The sequence below is a fragment of the Silvimonas soli genome (genome assembly GCF_030035605.1).
Classification (GTDB): domain Bacteria; phylum Pseudomonadota; class Gammaproteobacteria; order Burkholderiales; family Chitinibacteraceae; genus Silvimonas; species Silvimonas soli.
The window spans coordinates 878185-895554 of record NZ_CP106736.1; the positions used below are offsets into that span (position 1 = coordinate 878185).

Here is a 17370-nt window from a genome sequence, read left to right on the forward strand (position 1 = left end):
GCATGCCATTGCAACGCATCCCGCAGAATCCGGCATCCCCCAAATGACCGTCGGCATTTGTCTGACACGCAAATGAGAATGTGTTTGGCATTACCAGCCCCGCCAACGCGGTCTAATGGCGCCAGTATCGAACACCAGTCAGCCCACCTGTGAATCTGGCTGGTCGCCGTTCGGCAAACTGCATCTGATGGAGATAAACATGACCACACTGGCTGAGCTGACCCCCCAAGATCTGTACATCCTGCGCGAAGCCGCCGAAGGCAAATCCATCGGTCTGGATTTTAGCCAGGTACGCCACTTGATGGACACGGACCCGCCGTTGATTGAGGCACGGCCAATTTATGGCTGGCAAATTACAGCCGCGGGCGAGCAAGTGCTGCTACAGCACTGAGTCCCGTCCAGACAAAAACAGCGCCTGCATAAGCGGCGCTGTTTTTGTTTTGCGGTGCCTGGCCTGGTATCAGCAAGGCATGTCAGCGCCTTTACGGGCATAACGCCACCAGGTCAGCAGCACACAAGTAACGTAGAAGGCCATCAGCACATACAAGGCGGTTTCAGCTTCGCCCGTGGCTTTCATCGAAAAGCCAAACAGTTGCGGAATCAGGAAGCCACCGTATGCGCCAATAGCACTGATAAAGCCAGCGGCAGCAGCCGACTCCCGCACGCCGTCCACTTCAGCAACTTGCATGGAAGTACCCAGCTTTTTGGCTTCGCGCTGTGCGGTACTCACAAAAATGGTGGGGATCATCCGATAGGTAGAACCGTTACCAATCCCGGCCAGGATAAACAAAGCCTGGAAGGACATGAAGAAGCCCCAGAAACTACCGCCCGCGCCCTGATGCGGCAGAAAACTCAAGGCCATACCCACCGCCACAATCATCAAGGCAAACACACCCAGCGTCACTCTGGCACCGCCCACCTTGTCGGAAACCCAACCGCCCACCGGACGGATCAGCGCACCAATCAACGGTCCGATAAACACAAACGACGTGACATCGATCCCGGTGAACTGGGTTTTGGTCAGCAGCGCAAACGCAGACGAGAAACCGATAAAGCTGCCAAAGGTACCCAGATACAGCCAGCACATCAGCCAGTTATCTTTGCGACGAAAAATCACTGCTTGCTCGGCAAACGAGGCCTTGGCGCTGGACAAATCGTTCATGCCAAACCAGGCGGCAATACTGGACGCAATGATGAACGGCACCCAGACAAAACCGGCATTTTGCAGCCAGATATGGTGCTCTACACCATCTTTGACAAAGCTTTGCGGATCGCCACCAAACACGCCGAACATACCGGCGGTAATAGCCATTGGCATCACAAATTGCGCGACCGACACACCCAGATTACCCAAACCGGCATTCATGCCATTTGCATAACCTTTTTGCTTCTTCGGGAAGAAATACGCGATATTGGCCATGGAACTGGCAAAATTGCCGCTACCCAGGCCGGTTAGCAACGCAATGATCAGCATGGTTGGGTAAGGCGTTGAAGCATCTTGCACGGCGTAACCCAGCCAGATGGCGGGGATCAGCAAAGACGCTGTGGAAATGGTCGTCCATTTACGGCCACCCAGAATCGAAGGCAGAAAGCTGTAGAAAATCCGCAGGGTGGCGCCGGACAACATGGGCAGCGCGGTCAGCAAGAACAACTGGTCTTTGGTGTACTGAAAGCCAATCAACGGCATTTTCAGCACCACGATGCTCCACATGATGGAGATCGAAAACGCCAGCAGCAAACAGGGAATGGAAATCCACAGGTTGCGTTTAGCAACTTTTTCGCCCGAGTTTTGCCAGAAAGCGGAATCTTCCGGCTCCCAGCGAGAGATGACAGCGGCAGACGCCATGATGATTTGTCCGTGAGATGAGATATGTCCCAAGGCTATATAAGTTGCCGCTGCAACTAAATTGGCCAGAAGTGCTGACTGGCCCATGCAGAAGAACCAGACTCAACCGCCAGTTGGCCAGGGCGATCTAGTCCATTTGAACTAGACAAGCCCAATCGACCAGGTAGCTCAATGCGGAACAATGGTTTAATACGAGGTTTGCCGGTCAGGCCAACTGGTCGCACCGCCTCTGCACAGGAAATCAACAAGTCATGAATAAACGTGAGTTTCTCGCCGCCGGTGCCGCCCTGATCGCCACGTTGCCCGCCAGCGCATTGGCCCGCAAAAAAGACAAACCCGCGCCAGCAGCTCCCGCCGTACCCGAGCCTGCGCTGCTGACAATTTCTGGCGCCATTACCCGCAGCAATCGCGGGCCGCTGAACCCGGCTTTTGACGTCATGCTGAAAAAACAGAACGTGCATTTTGACTCGGCATGGAGCCTGACTTACGCCGATTTGCTGAAAATGCCCGCAGTGGAAATGCACGCCACGCTGGAATATGACGGCAAGTCCCATTTGCTCAAAGGCCCGTATCTGGCCCAGTTACTTGCCACCGCTGGTGCCCCGACGCGTGATGGAGTGAAAGTGCTGCTGCGTGCCGTAGACGGCTACGCCGCCGGAATGTCACTGGGCGACCTACGCAAATATCGCTACATCGTCGCGACCCACATGGACGGCAAACCCATGCCACTAGGCGGACTGGGCCCACTGTGGGCCGTGTACGCGCCCGACACCTTCCCCGACATGGCCGCCAAACCCCTGCCCGACCGCTTCGCCACCTGTCCGTGGGGGCTGTATCACGTTGAAGTGCAGAGTGGTTGATCACGCCGCCGGCATCAATCGCCATCAGCAACAAAGTCAGACGATTTTCTCCGCAATGCCAAAGCAGTTCACCAAGTCGTCCTGACGCGACGCCGAAGCGTGCCCTTGTGGTACCCCCTTGGGGCAGACAGAAAGATTCGTACGGCAAGCTTCGGCAACAAAGTCAGATGATTTTCTCTGCAATGCCAAGGCAGTTCACAAAGCCGTCCTGACGCGACGCCGAAGCGCAGACAGTACGATTCGTACGGCAAGCTTCGGCAACAAAGTCAGGGCGGCTTTGTGAACTGCAAACAAAGAAAGACTACTGACGGGAGGGTGTCAGTAGCCCCTCTGTACATTGGCCTCACGTCATCCGACGCTACTGCCAACGTACTCAGGAGAATGCATCATGAACACCATTGCGAATCCGTTTTGCTGGACTGAAATTGCCGTCACCGACATGGAGCGTGCTGTGCTGTTTTATCAAGCCGTATTCAGAACCGTGCTGCATCGTGAAAACTTTGGCGGCTCACTCCAGGCCGTGTTTCCACACGCCGAAGATCAGCCCGGTGGCGCGCTGTTCAAGTCAGACAATTTCCTGCCAGGCCGCAGTGGCATTCGCGCCTATATGAATGTGGGCGAAGAAAAGCTGGACGACGTACTGGCCCGCATCGAACAAGCTGGCGGCAAGATGGATTTCCCGGTGGTTGATCTGGGCAAAGGCATCGGCTTTATCGCTGGCATGATCGATTCCGAAGGCAATAGCGTCGGTTTGTTTTCGACCGTGGGTTAAGGACCGCCAACAAATGCGCCGAGCCGACCGCCTGTTCCAGATCGTGCAATTTCTGCGCGGTCGGCGTCTGACCACTGCCCGCTGGCTGGCCGAGAAACTGGAAGTCTCGGACCGCACCATTTACCGCGACATTCAGGATTTGATGTCTTCCGGCGTGCCCATTGATGGCGAAGCGGGCGTCGGTTATGTGCTGCATAAAACCTTTGACCTGCCGCCACTGATGTTTGATCGCGATGAACTCGAAGCCATCACCATTGGCCTGCGCATGGTCAAGTCTTGGGCGGGCGCTGGCCTGGAGCGCGCGGCCAATAGTGCGCAATCCAAAGTGCAGTGCGCGCTGCCCAACGAGTTGCGCCAGCGCTTTGGGCGTATTGCCTTGTATTCGCCCAGCTGGACCAAACCCTTTAGTGGCGATGTATTTGATGTGGTGCGCGACGCCATCGGGCACAACTACGTCATTGCCATCGACTATCAACGCCTCGATGGTAGCGCCAGCGAAATGCGCAACGTGTGGCCGCTGGGGCTGTTTTTCTGGGGCAATAAATGGACGCTGGCCGCCTGGTGTGAGACGCGTCAGGCTTTTCGCAATTTCCGGCTGGATCGCATCAGCGAGTCCCAACTCTTGCAACGGCATTTTGTCACCGATGCCGAACGCAGCCTGGATGGCTATCTGAAAGCGATTGGCGCGCCAGCCAATACCGACGATTAAGCCACCCCGAACCCCGCCCTACCCCAACGCGCGAGCCAGTGTGGCTTGCCCGGCGCAGGCGATTTCCCGCATAATGCAACATTATTGCAAAAACAGCCTGCAGCGGCGGCCATGTCTCACTCTCATTCCGATCACGCCTCACATTCCCACGCTCATTCGCACGCAACCGCCGTTGTTCGTCCGGGCTTACCGGCACGACTGTTCGCGTTCAGCGCGGCACAACGTTTGCTGATTGCGCTGGTGCCTTTGGCGCTGGTCTGGTTCATGACCTGGTGGGCGCTGTAAATGATCCAGCTGGATGACATCACCGTTTGTTATCGCAAGCATCCCGCCGTGCATCATGTCAGCGGCACCTTTACCGCAGGCGGATTGACCGCCGTGGTCGGCCCGAATGGCGCCGGTAAAACCACGCTACTGAAAGCCATTACCCGGCTGCAGCCGCTCACTACCGGCAAAATCACGGTCGATGGCGAAATCGCCTATCTGCCGCAACTGGCCGAGCTGGACCGACAGTTTCCGCTCACCGTTAGCGAACTGGTTTTGGCTGGTGCCTGGAAGCGCAAAGGTGGTCTGAAAAGCCTGAATGGTGACGAAGTGACGCGCACGCAAGCGGCACTGGAACGCGTTGGTCTGGGTGGATTTGGCCAACGCCCGATCTCCACTTTGTCTGGCGGCCAATTACAGCGCGCCCGCTTTGCCCGTTTGCTGGTACAGGACACGCCCATCATTTTGCTGGATGAGCCGTTCAACAATATCGACACCCGCACCCGCGACACCTTGCTGACACTGCTGGAACACTGGCGCGATGAATCGCGCACGGTTGCGGTGGTGGTGCATGACATGACCATTGCCCACTCGCACTTTCCCGAAACCGCTTTGCTGGCCCACGAGGTGATTGCCTGGGGGCCGACAGCCACTACGCTCACCGAAGAAAACCTCGAGCGCGCCCAACAAATGACCGAATACTGGCAAAACGATGCCCCGTGGTGTGCCCAAGCATGACTTTGAATGAACTGTTTATTGCGCCGGTTAGCGACTTTGCCTTTATGCGCCGCGCACTGGCGGGCTGCGTAGCTCTGGCCACCGGCTGCGCGCCGATGGGCGTCATGCTGGTATTGCGCCGTATGAGTCTGATGGGTGATGCGCTGTCTCACGCCGTGCTCCCCGGCGCGGCCATCGGCTTTATCTTCGGTGGCTTTGCGTTGCCTTGGCTGGCGGGCGGTGGGATTGCCGCAGGTTTGCTGGTGGCGTTACTTGCCGGTTTGGCCAGCCGTTATACCAGCCTGAATGAAGACGCCAGCTTTGCCGGGTTTTATCTGGTGTCGCTGGCCGTTGGCGTGGTGCTGGTATCCAAATGGGGCAGCAATGTCGATCTGATCCACTTGCTATTCGGCTCGGTGCTGGCAATTGATGACCCGGCGTTGTATCTGCTGGCGGCCATCACCAGCATCACCCTGATCTGGCTGGCAGTGAACTACCGTGGGGTGATTCTGGAATGCGTTGATCCCGGTTATCTGGCTGTCACCGGCGGGCGCGGCAGTCGTTATCACCTGGGTTTGATGGTGCTGACGGTGCTCAATCTGGTTGCCGGTTTTCAAGCGATGGGTACATTGATGGCAGTCGGCATGATGATGCTGCCCGCCACCATTGCCCGCTTATGGGCAGATACGCTGGCCGGACTGCTGTTGTCGGCCTGGTTGTCAGGACTGGCGGCTAGCGTTATCGGGCTGCTGCTGTCGTACCACCTGAACCTGCCTTCCGGCCCGGCCATCGTGCTGGTGGCCGGCATCATCTATCTGGTATCGCTGTGGCTGGCCCCACATGGCTGGCTGGGCCGCCGCGCCAGCAAAACTCATTTGCAACATTAAGCTCCAAGGATCATCCCGCCCATGCCACGTCTGATTCGCTGGCTCTCGCTAGCATTCCTGTGTTTTTCCGGTCTGGCTCAGGCCGCCACCCCGTTGCCGGTAGCAGCCAGCTTCAGCATCTTGGGTGATCTGGTGCAGCAAGTCGGCGGCGAGCGCGTTTCGGTATTCCGCCTGGTCGGGCCAGATGAAGATGCCCACGTCTTCCAGCCAACACCGGCCGATATCGCCCGCATTTCACGCACCCGTTTGTTCTTTGTGAACGGGCTGGGGCTGGAAGGCTGGCTGACCCGCTTGCAACAAGCCGCCAATTACCAGGGCACCGTGGTTACCGTCAATCAGGCTGGCAATACGCTGGTGATGGATGAAGACGGCAAACGTGTCACTGACCCGCATGCCTGGCAAGACCCTGCGCGCACCAAAGCCATGGTCGGCGTCATCAATGCGGCGCTGTGCAAAGCGGACGCTGCAGGTTGCACCTATTACCAGCAGCGCACCACGGCTTACCAGAAACAGTTAGACGATTTGGCCAGCTGGGCGACCAGCGAGTTCAACAAAGTGCCACCGCAAAAACGCGTCATTCTGACTTCGCATGATGCATTTGGGTATCTGGGCGCTCGCTTTGGCATCAAGATTCTGGCACCGCAAGGGGTTTCCACCGATGCCGAGCCCAGCGCCAAAGATGTGGGTAAGCTGATTAACCAGATCAAGCAAAGTGGCATTCATGCGGTGTTTATGGAAAACATCAGCAATCCGAAAATGGTGCAGCAGATTGCTGCCGAAACCGGTAGCAAACTGGGCGACAAGCTGTTTTCGGATGCGTTATCCAAAGATGGTGTGGCCGATACCTATCTAAAAATGTACCGGCACAATGTGACCACGCTGGTCGCGGGTATGGCGCAAAACCGCTGACACCGCGCGGCCATCAACCAGTTCAGCGTTTGGTCGCGCCACGGATAACACGGCTCAAGCGCCCAGCCGCATCCCGAATCTCCTCATGGGTCAGCCCGGCGTAGCCCAGTAGCCAGCCCTCTCGCGTAATCGGCCCCAGATGGGCGTAATGCAAATCACGCAACGCCAAACCGGAACGGCGGGCGGCAGCGGTCAGCGGCGCCTCCTGCCCCGGCTGCACCAGTCCGGCAAACTGCAAACCGCTGGCAAATCCGGTCGGCTGAAGTAGTTCGCCCAGCGGCGCCAACGCTTGCAGCATACAGTCGCGGCGGCTGCGGTACAGCAAACGCATGCGCCGCAAATGCGCGCTGAAATGCCCCTGGCTGATAAATGCCGCCGTCACCGCTTGCTGTAACTGGCTGCTATGACCGTCGCAAGCGCGGCGGCCCGCAATCAGCGCGGGCATCACCGGCTCGGGCGCGACCACATAAGCTAGGCGCAATCCCGGAAACAACACTTTGCTGAAGGTGCCTACGTACAAGACGCAACCAGCGTCATCCAGCCCTTGCATGGCAGGCAGCGGTTTATGGTCGTACTGGTATTCGCCGTCGTAATCGTCCTCCACAACCCACGCGCGCTGCGCTTGCGCCGTGCTCAGCAAATCCATGCGTCGCGCCAGCGACATACGCATTCCCAGCGGATATTGATGCGAAGGCGTGACGTAGATCATCCGGGGTTTGGGCAGAGTGCAACTGCCATCCGGCTCGCGCCAGAGCAGCCCTTCCTCATCCAGCCCCACCGGCTGCAATATCGCTCCGGCGGCCTGAAAGGCGGCGCGGGCACCGTGGTAACCGGGGTCTTCAACCCAAGCCACGTCGCCCGGATCGAGCAAAGTGGTCGCCAGCAATTGCAGCGCCTGTTGCGAGCTGGAAAGAATCAGCACTTGCCCCGGATGACAGCGCACCCCGCGTGATTGCGCCAGATACGCCGCTATGGCCTGGCGTAACGGCAGATAACCTTGCGCATCACCGTAATCCATCAGCGCATCACTTTCCGGCCCGCGCACAATGCGCGATTGCAAGCTCAGCCACAGCTCGCGCGGAAACACGCGCAGATCAGGCAAGCCAGCGCTGAAATCTCGTTGATCCGGCACGTCAAAACGCAGCCGCGTTGCCAATTGCGTCGCCAACCCGCGTTGCGACGGCCCGGCAATCGCCTGCCCCGCCACCGGTTTGGCCGGGAAGCGCGTCAACACATCAATGGCGACGAATGTCCCCGCGCCCACCCGCCGCTGCACATAACCTTCAGCTTCCAGCCGCACATATGCCGCTTCGACCGTAACCCGAGCCACGCCCAGTTCGGCCGCCAAAACCCGTGAGGCTGGCAAGCGCTGGCCCCGCACGTACAGACCTTTGAGGATGTGTTCGCGCAACTGGCTGCAAACCTGGTCTTGCAGGCTGGGCGCCTGGACGTCGGCGGGTATCAAGGAAAAATGCATTGGCCTTATCCCTGCGATGAAATTGGCATCAAACAGCAGGCCATTCTCGCTTTAAACTGCCCCTGATACCACCCCGCCACAGGAAAAAAACAATGCAGACATGGAGCAATGAACTCGGCCAACCTTTGGGTAAACCCTTGCCGGATTGGCAAAATCCACCTTTCCCGATTGCTACCACGCTGGAAGGCTACGGTTGCCGGATGGAACCGCTTGATGTGGCAAAACACAGCAACGCGTTGTGGGAAGCTTTTTCCGAAGATATTGAAGGCCGTGTCTGGACTTATTTGAGTGTCGGGCCATTTGCCAACAAGGCTGGGCATGACGGCTGGTTACGTGCGCTGGCAAGCAAGTCTGACCCGCAACCGTATGCCATTGTCGATGCCGCAACCGGCTTGGCTGCGGGTATCGCCACCTATCTACGCATTGCGCCAGAAACGGCGAGTATCGAGGTTGGCTGGCTGACTTTCTCGCCGCGCATGCAGAAAACCAAACTGGCGACTGCTGCGATGTTCTTGCTGATGCGCAACGCCTTCAAGCTTGGCTATCGCCGCTATGAATGGAAGTGTAATTCGCTGAACGCACCGTCCCATCGTGCGGCGGAGCGTTTGGGCTTTACTTTTGAGGGGATTTTCCGCCAAGCCGCCATCAATAAAGGACGCAGCCGCGACACAACCTGGTTATCGATTATTGATAACGAATGGCCGTTACTGGAGGTGGCATTTGAACAATGGCTGCAGGCGGATAATTTTGATGCGGCTGGCCGTCAGCGCAGCAGCCTGTCGGCGTTGACCAGCGCGGCGCTGGCCCAGCGGGCGACATAACAGGCTTGGCCAGTTACAACCGCACCGCCACATAAACGCCGACAAAACGCGCAGCCAGCATCTTGCTGGCTGTGTGCACTTCTACGGTCACAGACAGGCGCCCTTTGCCACGTCGCTGGTACATGCGCTGGAAGGCAGCCAGTTGCTGTTCGTCAACCGGCAGCACATGAGCAGTGAAATCGCCGGGGATCGGCAACAGGAAGTCAGTAGCACCAGACTGGATCACCACATCAGCGCCCTCGCCCGCGGCTACATTCACCGCCATCCAGCCAGCTATCGTCGCCAGCGTCGAGATACTGCCACCAAAAGCGGTGGCGTGATCGTTGCGGTTGGGTTCGTATGGTACCGCGATCGACCAATCATCCACATCGCCCATTACGTGCACTTGCATCGCCGCCAAAACAGGAAAGCCGTCACGAAGACGGCTATTCCAGTAGTCAGCAAATGCGACCGTCACACTCAGGACCCGGACGAATTGACCGGATAACGCGGTGGCAGGAACAAAGCGGCAATCTGCTTGGGGCGATTGTGCGCAATCAGCGGCGCATCTGGCATTTCGTTAACGGTGCGGGCGCTGCCACCCAAAGCCGGGACAACTGCAACGGCGTTGGCACGCACTGGTGCCATGCGCGGCGGTGTGGCTACGGCGTTACTGCGGGCTTCGCGATTGCCACCACGTTCACGCCCGTCGCGGGATTCACGCCCTTCACGATTGTCGCGGGTACGTTGCGGCGGGCTGGCGGGCGCTGCGGGCTCCATATGAGTGCCCGGCGAAAAGCCTGGCACCGGCGTGAGCTGGAAGGTTTTCTTGATCAGCTTCTGAATGCCGAGGAAAGCCTTCTCTTCGCCCGGATCAACCAGCGAAATGGCAATGCCCTTGGCACCAGCACGACCGGTGCGGCCGATACGGTGCACATAGTCTTCCGGGTTGCCTGGCAATTCAAAGTTAACCACATACGGCAGTTCGGAAATATCCAGACCACGCGCGGCAACGTCAGTCGCAACCATCACCTTGATACGGTTTTCCTTGAACGCGGCCAACGCTTCCATCCGCGCTTTCTGGTCGCGATCACCGTGGACAGCCTCAACTTCAAACCCTTCGCGCTTGAGATCACGGGCGAGTACATCAGCACCTTGTTTGGTGCGGGTGAACACAATGACCTGCTGCATGTCTTGCGTGCGGATCAAATGCGCCAGCAAAGCTTTTTTGCGATGGGTTTCGCAAGGATGCAGGATTTGTTCAACGTTTTCGTTGGTGGCGTTCTGGCGAGCCACTTCAACTGTCACTGGTTCGTGCAGGAAGTCGGCCACCAGCTTTTTGATTTCGGGCGAGAAAGTCGCGGAGAACAGCAGCGTCTGCTTGCGGTTGGTCAGCAAATCCATGATGCGGCGGATATCGGGGATAAAACCCATATCCAGCATGCGATCGGCTTCGTCCAGCACCAGAATCTCGACTTGCGACAAATTCACGGTTTTTTGCTGCACGTGATCGAGCAAACGACCGGGCGTGGCGACCAGCACTTCGACACCGGCACGCAGCGCAGGAATCTGGCCGTTGATGTCGACACCGCCATACACCACGTGGCTACGCAGAGCTTGATGCTTGCCGTAGGTTTTGACCGATTCATAAACCTGATCGGCCAGTTCGCGGGTTGGAGTCAGGATCAGCGCACGCACCTGATGGCGAGCCGGAGAAACACTGGTGTTGGCGTAAGGCGCGAGGCGAGTGAGGATGGGCAGGGTAAACGCGGCGGTTTTGCCGGTGCCAGTCTGGGCTGCGCCCAATACATCCTTGCCTTCCAGCACCACTGGGATCGCCTGAGCCTGGATCGGGGTTGGGCTCTCGTAGCCTTGTTCTTCAACAGCTTTGAGTACTGCGGGCGCCAGCCCCAGCGTTGCAAATGTCATCCTGCGCTTACTCCAACGAGCTTCATTCATTGATTCAGAGAACCGGAGCGAGGTAACGGAAACCTCCGGATAATCAACGAGTTTATCACGAAAACAGCTAACTTTATGTGCTTTTGCCGTGACAGGCCTGTCAGGCGTTACCTGACCGGGACTACAAGGGTGAGTGCAAGCCCGCTGTGCGTGAGGTGGCAGCGCTTGCCATGCTTGCCCCCGCGCACGCACGGTTTAGAGCGGAACAATCAACCATACGATGATTGACACAATGTAAACAGTTACGCCAAATCATGAAAATATGACACATACATTGACGAAGCGAATCCGGATAATGTGCAACATCGTAGTTGAGTAATGCAGTTCTCCAATTCTCCGTTTGGCCTGTTCTAACCAACTCGAGCTTCTTCTTGTTAGCGCCCCCGCCAGCAGGATGACTCAGTAGAACGTGAAAGCCCTGGCCCGCTTTGCAACCGCTCCGGAATGCAAAGTGGGCCATTTTTTTGCCTGGACCATTGACTTTATGATACGTACATTGAGTATGATAGATAAGAATATCTAACAACAAGACCCATGAGCCCGCTTGATGAATGTGCAATTGCTGGTTAATCCCGACGTTGAAACGCTGCGTTCGTGGCAACGCGGCACCACTCTTGAAGTGCCCGCACTGGGCCAAAGTTTCATGCTGACCAATGACTGGGAAAGCGCCCGCAATGGCGACCAGCCCGGCACGTACCGCGTCGGCGAAGCCTGGTTATCGCGTGACACCCAGTATCTGCCGCGCCTTAACTTCAAAGTGGCCGAGCCCATTGCCACACCGGTTCGCCGCACCAGTCCGCCCGGATTTATCAGCGGCGTATATTGGCACTCGGCCAAAGAAGCCATTCAGGTGCGCCGCGATGGCTTTCGTGCCTTTCCCCCTGCCCGGCGCAAGCAAACCATGAGCATTGCCGAGCCCGGCAAGATCACCATCCATACCCGGCACCCGCGCACGCTGGAGGCGATCAACCGCCTGGCAGAACGCATTGGTCTGAGTGAACAAGCGCTTTTGCTGGATGCGCTTTACGCCGGGCTGGGCCAGATTGCGTCCAGCCGGCTGGATAGCGCCAAAGCCGAGGCTTTTCTCAAGGCATTCAGCGTGACTCAGGTCGTTGATAAAGCGGTAGATGAAACCGGCCAGGATTTGTTCGCCCGGCTGTAACCGGCGCTGACGATTGATCCGGGCAGTAATTGCCCGCCAAACCTTGTTGCACCGCACGTCGCAGCCCGTACAGATACGGGTGGAGGTAGTCCGGCGTGTTCGGTTACAATTGCAGACTTTCCTTATTCACCGATCAGGCAGGAGAAACACCCATGTCGATGGCTGACCGCGATGGCGTCATCTGGTACGACGGCAAACTGGTTCCGTGGCGCGACGCGACCACGCACGTGCTGACCCACACGCTGCATTACGGCCTGGGCGTTTTCGAGGGCGTGCGCGCTTACGAAACACCAAGCGGCCCGGCTATCTTCCGCCTGCAGGATCACACCGATCGCCTGTTCCGCTCCGCCCACATCTTGGGCATGAAGCTGCCGTACACCAAAGAACAACTGAACGCTGCCCAACTGGCCGTGGTGAAAGAAAACGGTCTGCAATCGTGCTATCTGCGCCCGATGGCGTTTTATGGCGCGGGCAAGCTGGGTGTGGCTCCGCCTCTAGATGACGTGCACGTGATCGTCGCTGCCTGGCCGTGGGGCGCGTACCTGGGTACTGATGGCCTGGAAAAAGGCATCCGTGTGAAGACTTCGAGCTTCACCCGCCACCATGTCAATATCACCATGTGTAAAGCCAAGGCTAACGGCAATTACATGAACTCGATCCTCGCCAACACCGAAGCCACCCGCGACGGTTACGACGAAGCACTGCTGCTGGATGCCGAAGGCTACGTGGCAGAAGGCTCGGGCGAGAACGTGTTCATTGTGCGTCGTGGCAAGCTGTACACGCCTGATCTGACCAGTGCGCTGGAAGGCATCACCCGCGACACCATCGTGCAACTGGCTGAAGAACACGGCATTCAGGTCATCGAAAAACGCATTACCCGCGACGAAGTCTATAGTGCGGATGAAGCGTTCTTCACCGGTACTGCCGCCGAAGTCACGCCGATTCGCGAACTTGATGGCCGCACCATTGGGGAAGGCCGTCGTGGTCCGGTTACCGAACTGCTGCAATCCCGTTACTTTGCCAGCGTGAAGGGCCAGGAAGGCTCCCGCGCTGAGTGGCTGACCCCTGTCAAGTGAGCGAAGCATGAGTCAACTGAAAGAAAATACCCTGCGTGAGATCGAAGTCGGTGCCAGCGATTTGCCGCTGCACTGCCCGATGCCGGATATGGTGAGCTGGAACGCCCATCCGCGCGTGTTTTTGCCGATTGAAAAAACCGGTGAAGCACTGTGCCCGTACTGTGGCACCCGCTATCGTCTGAAAGCTGGCGAAGTGCTCAAGGGTCATCACTGAACCTTGCGGTAAGTCTTGGATAGAACGGCGCATCGCGCCGTTTTGTCTTTTCGGGTAGCGGCTTTTCAAGCAGCCGCTTTCCTCTTCGTTTTAAGTAGCGCCCACTCTTGCGACACTGCATGAAAAAAATACTGATCGTGGCCCCAGCCTGGGTTGGCGACGCCATCATGGCTCAGCCGCTGTACCGCCGTCTGGCCGAGCGCCATCCTGGCGTGCAGATTGACGTGCTCGCGCCACCGTGGACGCGCCCGGTTCATGCGCGCATGCCCGAGATCAGCGAAACCATCGACAACCCGTTTGGTCATGGCTCGTTGCGGCTGGCGCAGCGCATCAAACTGGGAAGGCAACTCAAGCAACGTGGCTACGATCAAGTCATTGTGCTGCCCAACTCGCTCAAATCGGCGCTGATTCCGTGGTTTGCCGGTATTCCGGTGCGCACTGGCTGGGTAGGTGAAGCGCGTTTCATCCTGATGAATGACACCCGCACGCTCAATCCGCTGGCTCTACCGCAAATGGTGGAGCGTTTTGCCGCACTGGCTGATGACGCGGGCAAACCATTGCAACGCCCGGTGCCGCATCCGCGCCTGAAGATCGATGAAGCCTCGCGCACGGCTGCGTTGAACAAACTGGGCCTGACTGCAGATCGCCCCATCATCGCCTGTTGCCCTGGCGCCGAATATGGCCCTGCCAAACGCTGGCCGGCCAATCACTTTGCCGCACTGGCTCGTCAACGCATGGCGCAAGGCGACCAGGTCTGGCTGTTTGGCTCCAACAAGGATGATGAAATTGCCAGCGAGATTGCCGCTTTGGCACCCGGTGCGGTCAATCTGTGTGGCAAAACCAGCCTGGCGGAAGCGATTGACCTGATGTCGCTGGCACAAGTGGTGGTCGCCAATGATTCGGGCTTGATGCATGTCGCGGCCGGGCTGGATCGCCCGCTGGTAGCCATTTATGGCTCCAGTTCACCCGAATTCACGCCGCCGCTATCCAACCGGGCTGAGATCGTCACGCTGGATCTGGAATGCAGCCCCTGTTTTGAGCGCGTTTGCCCGCTTGGCCACATGAATTGCCTTAATCAGCTGGAAGCCAGTCGCGCCAATCGTGCCATCGAAAAACTGCTTTTGCTGGGCGCGCATACCTGAGCGCCCATGCCCGCAAATACGCTGGTCGCGGCCAGGCGGCGGCTCAGGCCGTACTGGTTGGACACAGTTACCACTGCGACTTGGCTGAATACCGCTACGCCCCCATAATGGTCAGCATTCTCAAGTCACTTTAAAAAGAACTGCCACTGCGATGGTCGTCAAAAAATTCTACGGCGCCACCACCCGAGATGCGCTTCGGCAAGTTCGGGACGAACTTGGCCCCGACGCTCTGATTTTGTCCAACCGCCAGGTTTCCGGTGGCGGGGTCGAGATCATGGCTGTTGCCGACTCGGACGTCGCTACCCTTACTGGTGTAAAAACCGGCGGTGCATCACGCACGCCGTCCCGGGCTAATGGCGCACGCCTGCTGCGTTCCATTCACGACGATACCCCTGCAACACCGACCGGTCGGGCGCTGGAACGCTCTTATGCCATCCCCGACGAAGAACACGAAGACAGCGAACCTTCGCTGGCTGATCTGGCTCCCACGCCACAAAGCAACGCCCCGCTTCCGACACCGGTGCCGACCCCTGCTGCGCCAACCACTTACGCCAGCCTGCTGGACGAACCACTGCCCCGGCAGACCGCGCCAGTGCAACCCGCGCCCGCAGTAACGCCGTCGCTTGGTTTGAAGTCGACACCGCCGCGCCGCGAAGAACCACTGCGCACTGCGACCAATTTCCGTTACGAAGACGCCAACGCCAGCCAGCCATCGCCGCCGAATAAAGAGGCCATGGAAGACATCGCGCGCGAAATCCGCTTGTTGCGCGGGCTGATGGAAAGCCAGATCGCTGGCATGGCCTGGGGCGAGTTGTCGCGCCATGCGCCAGAAAAACTCGAAGTATTACGTCAGTTGCTGGCCGGCGGTTTCTCGCCTGCCTTGAGCCGCCAGCTGATCGAAAAAATGCCGGATATCGGCATCGAACAAGGCTTGCGCTGGATTAAAGCCGCGCTGGTGCACAACCTGCCAGCCAGCTCCGATGATTTGATCGAACGCGGCGGCACATTTGCCCTGATCGGGCCGACTGGCGTGGGCAAGACCACCACTGTCGCCAAACTGGCCGCTCGCTGCGCGCTGCTGCATGGGCCGGACTCGGTTGCGCTGCTGACCACCGATAGCTACCGGATCGGCGCGCAAGATCAACTGCGCATTTATGGCCGCATCATTGGCATCCCGGTGCATGACGTCAAAGACCAGACCGATCTGGAACTGACACTGGCCGATTTGTCTGACCGCCATCTGGTGTTGATCGATACCGTGGGTATGGGTCAGCGGGACCAGCGCATTGGCGAACAATTGGCGCTGTTCGGCCAGGATCGGGTTTCGACCATCCTGCTGTTGGCGGCCAACGCGGCGCCAGCCACGCTGGATGACGTTGCCCGCCGCTACAAAAATCCAACATTGGCAGGCTGCATTCTGACCAAGCTGGACGAAACCATGAGCCAGGGCGGTTGTCTGGATGTGGCCATTCGCCACCGGCTGCAATTGCAGTTCGTCACCAATGGGCAGCGCGTGCCGGAAGACCTGCACCGCGCCAATGTTGAATACCTGATTGACCGCTCGTTCCGCGGCGCGGCCGACAACCCGGTATTCCAGCTGCGGCAGGACGAATACCCGCTGTATATGAGCTCGCAAACCGGGGCAACTGAAGTTCCGCTCGATCTGAATGTGAGAAACCGCCGTGGCTAATGGCTGGCTGGATCAAGCGGCCGGCTTGCGGGCTTTGCTTAGCCCGACACCGTGTCGCAGCATCAGCCTCAATGGCGGCCGCGGTGGCAGTGGTGCCACCACCTTGGCGATCAACCTCGCCGCCGCTCTAGCCGAACGGCAACGTGAAGTGTTGCTGCTAGATGAGTTTGAAGGGCTGTCCAACTCTTTGCATCGCTTGCGACTGGCGCAGGCTTATCACTTTGAATCCGTTCTGCGTCGCGAAATCTCGCTGGCCGACGCGGTGGTGCAAACCGATGCCGGTTTCGCCATCCTGCCGGTCTCTGCCCGCGCCACCATGCTGGCGGGCTTGAACGAGCGCGAACTCTCCTGGCTGGCGCAAGAGTTTGAAACGCTCACGGCAGAAGTCGACTTCCTGCTGCTCGATACCCGCCCGACCACCCTGTCTGGTGTTCCAAATCTGTCTTTGGCCGCTGACGACGTGCTGATCATCGTCTCGCAAAACGCCGAGTCGATCACCGACGCGTACGCCACGATCAAGGTGCTGTACACCGAATACGCCCGGCGCGAATTCCGCATTCTGGTCAACCGTGTTGCCAGCCTGGAAGACGCCAGCCTGCTGTTCGACCGCATTCGCAGCGTTGCCACGCAATATCTGGGTGCGGAAATTCGTCTGCGCCTGATTGGTTATGTGCCGGAAGATGACAAACTCAAACGCGCCATGCGCCTGGGCCGCACGGTGATCGAGGCTTTTCCTGAAGCGGAAGCCAGCCATGCTTTCCGGCAACTAGCCGATGCCATGCTGCGCTGGAAGCGCCCGAATCAGTCGCAAGAAACGCCGGGACACTTTGTTTACCGGCTCGTGGAATCCAGCCGGATTCTCACCGACCGCTTGCAGAACTGACCC

Annotated in this window: 19 protein-coding genes; 15 read left to right on the plus strand and 4 right to left on the minus strand. The window is 58.3% G+C overall.

From position 1 onward, the window contains the following. The first annotated feature begins 199 nt into the window (after nt 1–199). Nucleotides 200–391, plus strand: a complete 192-nt coding sequence (locus N7220_RS04040; RefSeq protein WP_283150190.1) for a hypothetical protein — start codon at nt 200–202, stop codon at nt 389–391. A 69-nt stretch (nt 392–460) separates the two neighbouring features. Here N7220_RS04040 and N7220_RS04045 read toward each other — a convergent pair whose 3' ends face one another. Then, nucleotides 461–1846 carry a NarK family nitrate/nitrite MFS transporter gene (locus tag N7220_RS04045; protein WP_283150191.1) on the minus strand — a complete coding sequence of 462 codons (1386 nt, stop codon included), beginning with the start codon at nt 1844–1846 and terminating at the stop codon, nt 461–463. Nucleotides 1847–2097: 251 nt separating this feature from the next. Between N7220_RS04045 and N7220_RS04050 the strand changes: the two genes are divergently transcribed. The 7 genes from N7220_RS04050 (at nt 2098) to N7220_RS04080 (ending at nt 6964) form a co-directional block, all read left to right on the plus strand. Next, nucleotides 2098–2706, plus strand: coding sequence for a putative pterin-binding protein (locus N7220_RS04050; RefSeq protein ID WP_283150192.1), 609 nt, complete (start codon nt 2098–2100; stop codon nt 2704–2706). A gap of 388 nt (nt 2707–3094) precedes the next feature. Then, nucleotides 3095–3478, plus strand: coding sequence for a VOC family protein (locus N7220_RS04055; protein WP_283150193.1), 384 nt, complete (start codon nt 3095–3097; stop codon nt 3476–3478). A 13-nt stretch (nt 3479–3491) separates the two neighbouring features. After that, a complete protein-coding gene (locus N7220_RS04060; protein WP_283150194.1) occupies nt 3492–4187 on the plus strand; it encodes a helix-turn-helix transcriptional regulator in 696 nt (231 codons plus the stop codon). A gap of 111 nt (nt 4188–4298) precedes the next feature. After that, nucleotides 4299–4472 (plus strand): hypothetical protein, encoded by a 174-nt coding sequence (locus N7220_RS04065; protein ID WP_283150195.1) that lies wholly within the window; start codon nt 4299–4301, stop codon nt 4470–4472. Continuing rightward, a complete protein-coding gene (locus N7220_RS04070; RefSeq protein WP_283150196.1) occupies nt 4473–5189 on the plus strand; it encodes a metal ABC transporter ATP-binding protein in 717 nt (238 codons plus the stop codon). After that, entirely contained in the window at nt 5186–6055 is an 870-nt protein-coding gene (locus tag N7220_RS04075) for a metal ABC transporter permease (protein WP_283150197.1), read from the plus strand. Before N7220_RS04070 ends, N7220_RS04075 begins: the two co-directional genes overlap by 4 nt. 21 nt (nt 6056–6076) lie before the next feature. After that, the gene (locus N7220_RS04080) at nt 6077–6964 is read left to right on the plus strand and encodes a metal ABC transporter substrate-binding protein (RefSeq protein ID WP_283150198.1); all 888 of its coding nucleotides are present in this window, start codon (nt 6077–6079) and stop codon (nt 6962–6964) included. Between the two features lie 22 nt (nt 6965–6986). Here the strand turns inward: N7220_RS04080 and pdxR are convergent, their stop codons facing one another. Then, complete coding sequence (gene pdxR / locus N7220_RS04085; protein ID WP_283150199.1) at nt 6987–8441, minus strand: MocR-like pyridoxine biosynthesis transcription factor PdxR; 1455 nt, start codon at nt 8439–8441, stop codon at nt 6987–6989. Between the two features lie 92 nt (nt 8442–8533). Here pdxR and N7220_RS04090 point away from each other — a divergent pair, with 92 nt between their 5' ends. Then, nucleotides 8534–9262, plus strand: a complete 729-nt coding sequence (locus N7220_RS04090; RefSeq protein WP_283150200.1) for a GNAT family N-acetyltransferase — start codon at nt 8534–8536, stop codon at nt 9260–9262. Nucleotides 9263–9275: 13 nt separating this feature from the next. Here N7220_RS04090 and N7220_RS04095 read toward each other — a convergent pair whose 3' ends face one another. Beyond that, entirely contained in the window at nt 9276–9719 is a 444-nt protein-coding gene (locus tag N7220_RS04095; RefSeq protein WP_283150201.1) for a YiiD C-terminal domain-containing protein, read from the minus strand. Between the two features lie 2 nt (nt 9720–9721). Continuing rightward, entirely contained in the window at nt 9722–11170 is a 1449-nt protein-coding gene (locus N7220_RS04100; protein ID WP_283150202.1) for a DEAD/DEAH box helicase, read from the minus strand. Nucleotides 11171–11747: 577 nt separating this feature from the next. Here N7220_RS04100 and N7220_RS04105 point away from each other — a divergent pair. The 6 genes from N7220_RS04105 (at nt 11748) to N7220_RS04130 (ending at nt 17367) form a co-directional block, all read left to right on the plus strand. Beyond that, entirely contained in the window at nt 11748–12362 is a 615-nt protein-coding gene (locus N7220_RS04105) for a hypothetical protein (RefSeq protein ID WP_283150203.1), read from the plus strand. A 152-nt stretch (nt 12363–12514) separates the two neighbouring features. Beyond that, nucleotides 12515–13438 carry a branched-chain amino acid transaminase gene (locus N7220_RS04110; protein ID WP_283150204.1) on the plus strand — a complete coding sequence of 308 codons (924 nt, stop codon included), beginning with the start codon at nt 12515–12517 and terminating at the stop codon, nt 13436–13438. Between the two features lie 7 nt (nt 13439–13445). Further along, a complete protein-coding gene (locus N7220_RS04115; RefSeq protein WP_283150205.1) occupies nt 13446–13652 on the plus strand; it encodes a zinc-finger domain-containing protein in 207 nt (68 codons plus the stop codon). 119 nt (nt 13653–13771) lie between these two features. Continuing rightward, a complete protein-coding gene (gene waaF, locus N7220_RS04120; protein WP_283150206.1) occupies nt 13772–14794 on the plus strand; it encodes a lipopolysaccharide heptosyltransferase II in 1023 nt (340 codons plus the stop codon). Nucleotides 14795–14945: 151 nt separating this feature from the next. Next, a complete protein-coding gene (flhF, locus tag N7220_RS04125) occupies nt 14946–16484 on the plus strand; it encodes a flagellar biosynthesis GTPase FlhF (protein ID WP_283150207.1) in 1539 nt (512 codons plus the stop codon). Next, a complete protein-coding gene (locus tag N7220_RS04130; protein WP_283150208.1) occupies nt 16477–17367 on the plus strand; it encodes a MinD/ParA family ATP-binding protein in 891 nt (296 codons plus the stop codon). The genes flhF and N7220_RS04130 overlap by 8 nt, the downstream gene beginning before the upstream one ends. Nucleotides 17368–17370: the final 3 nt, after the last annotated feature.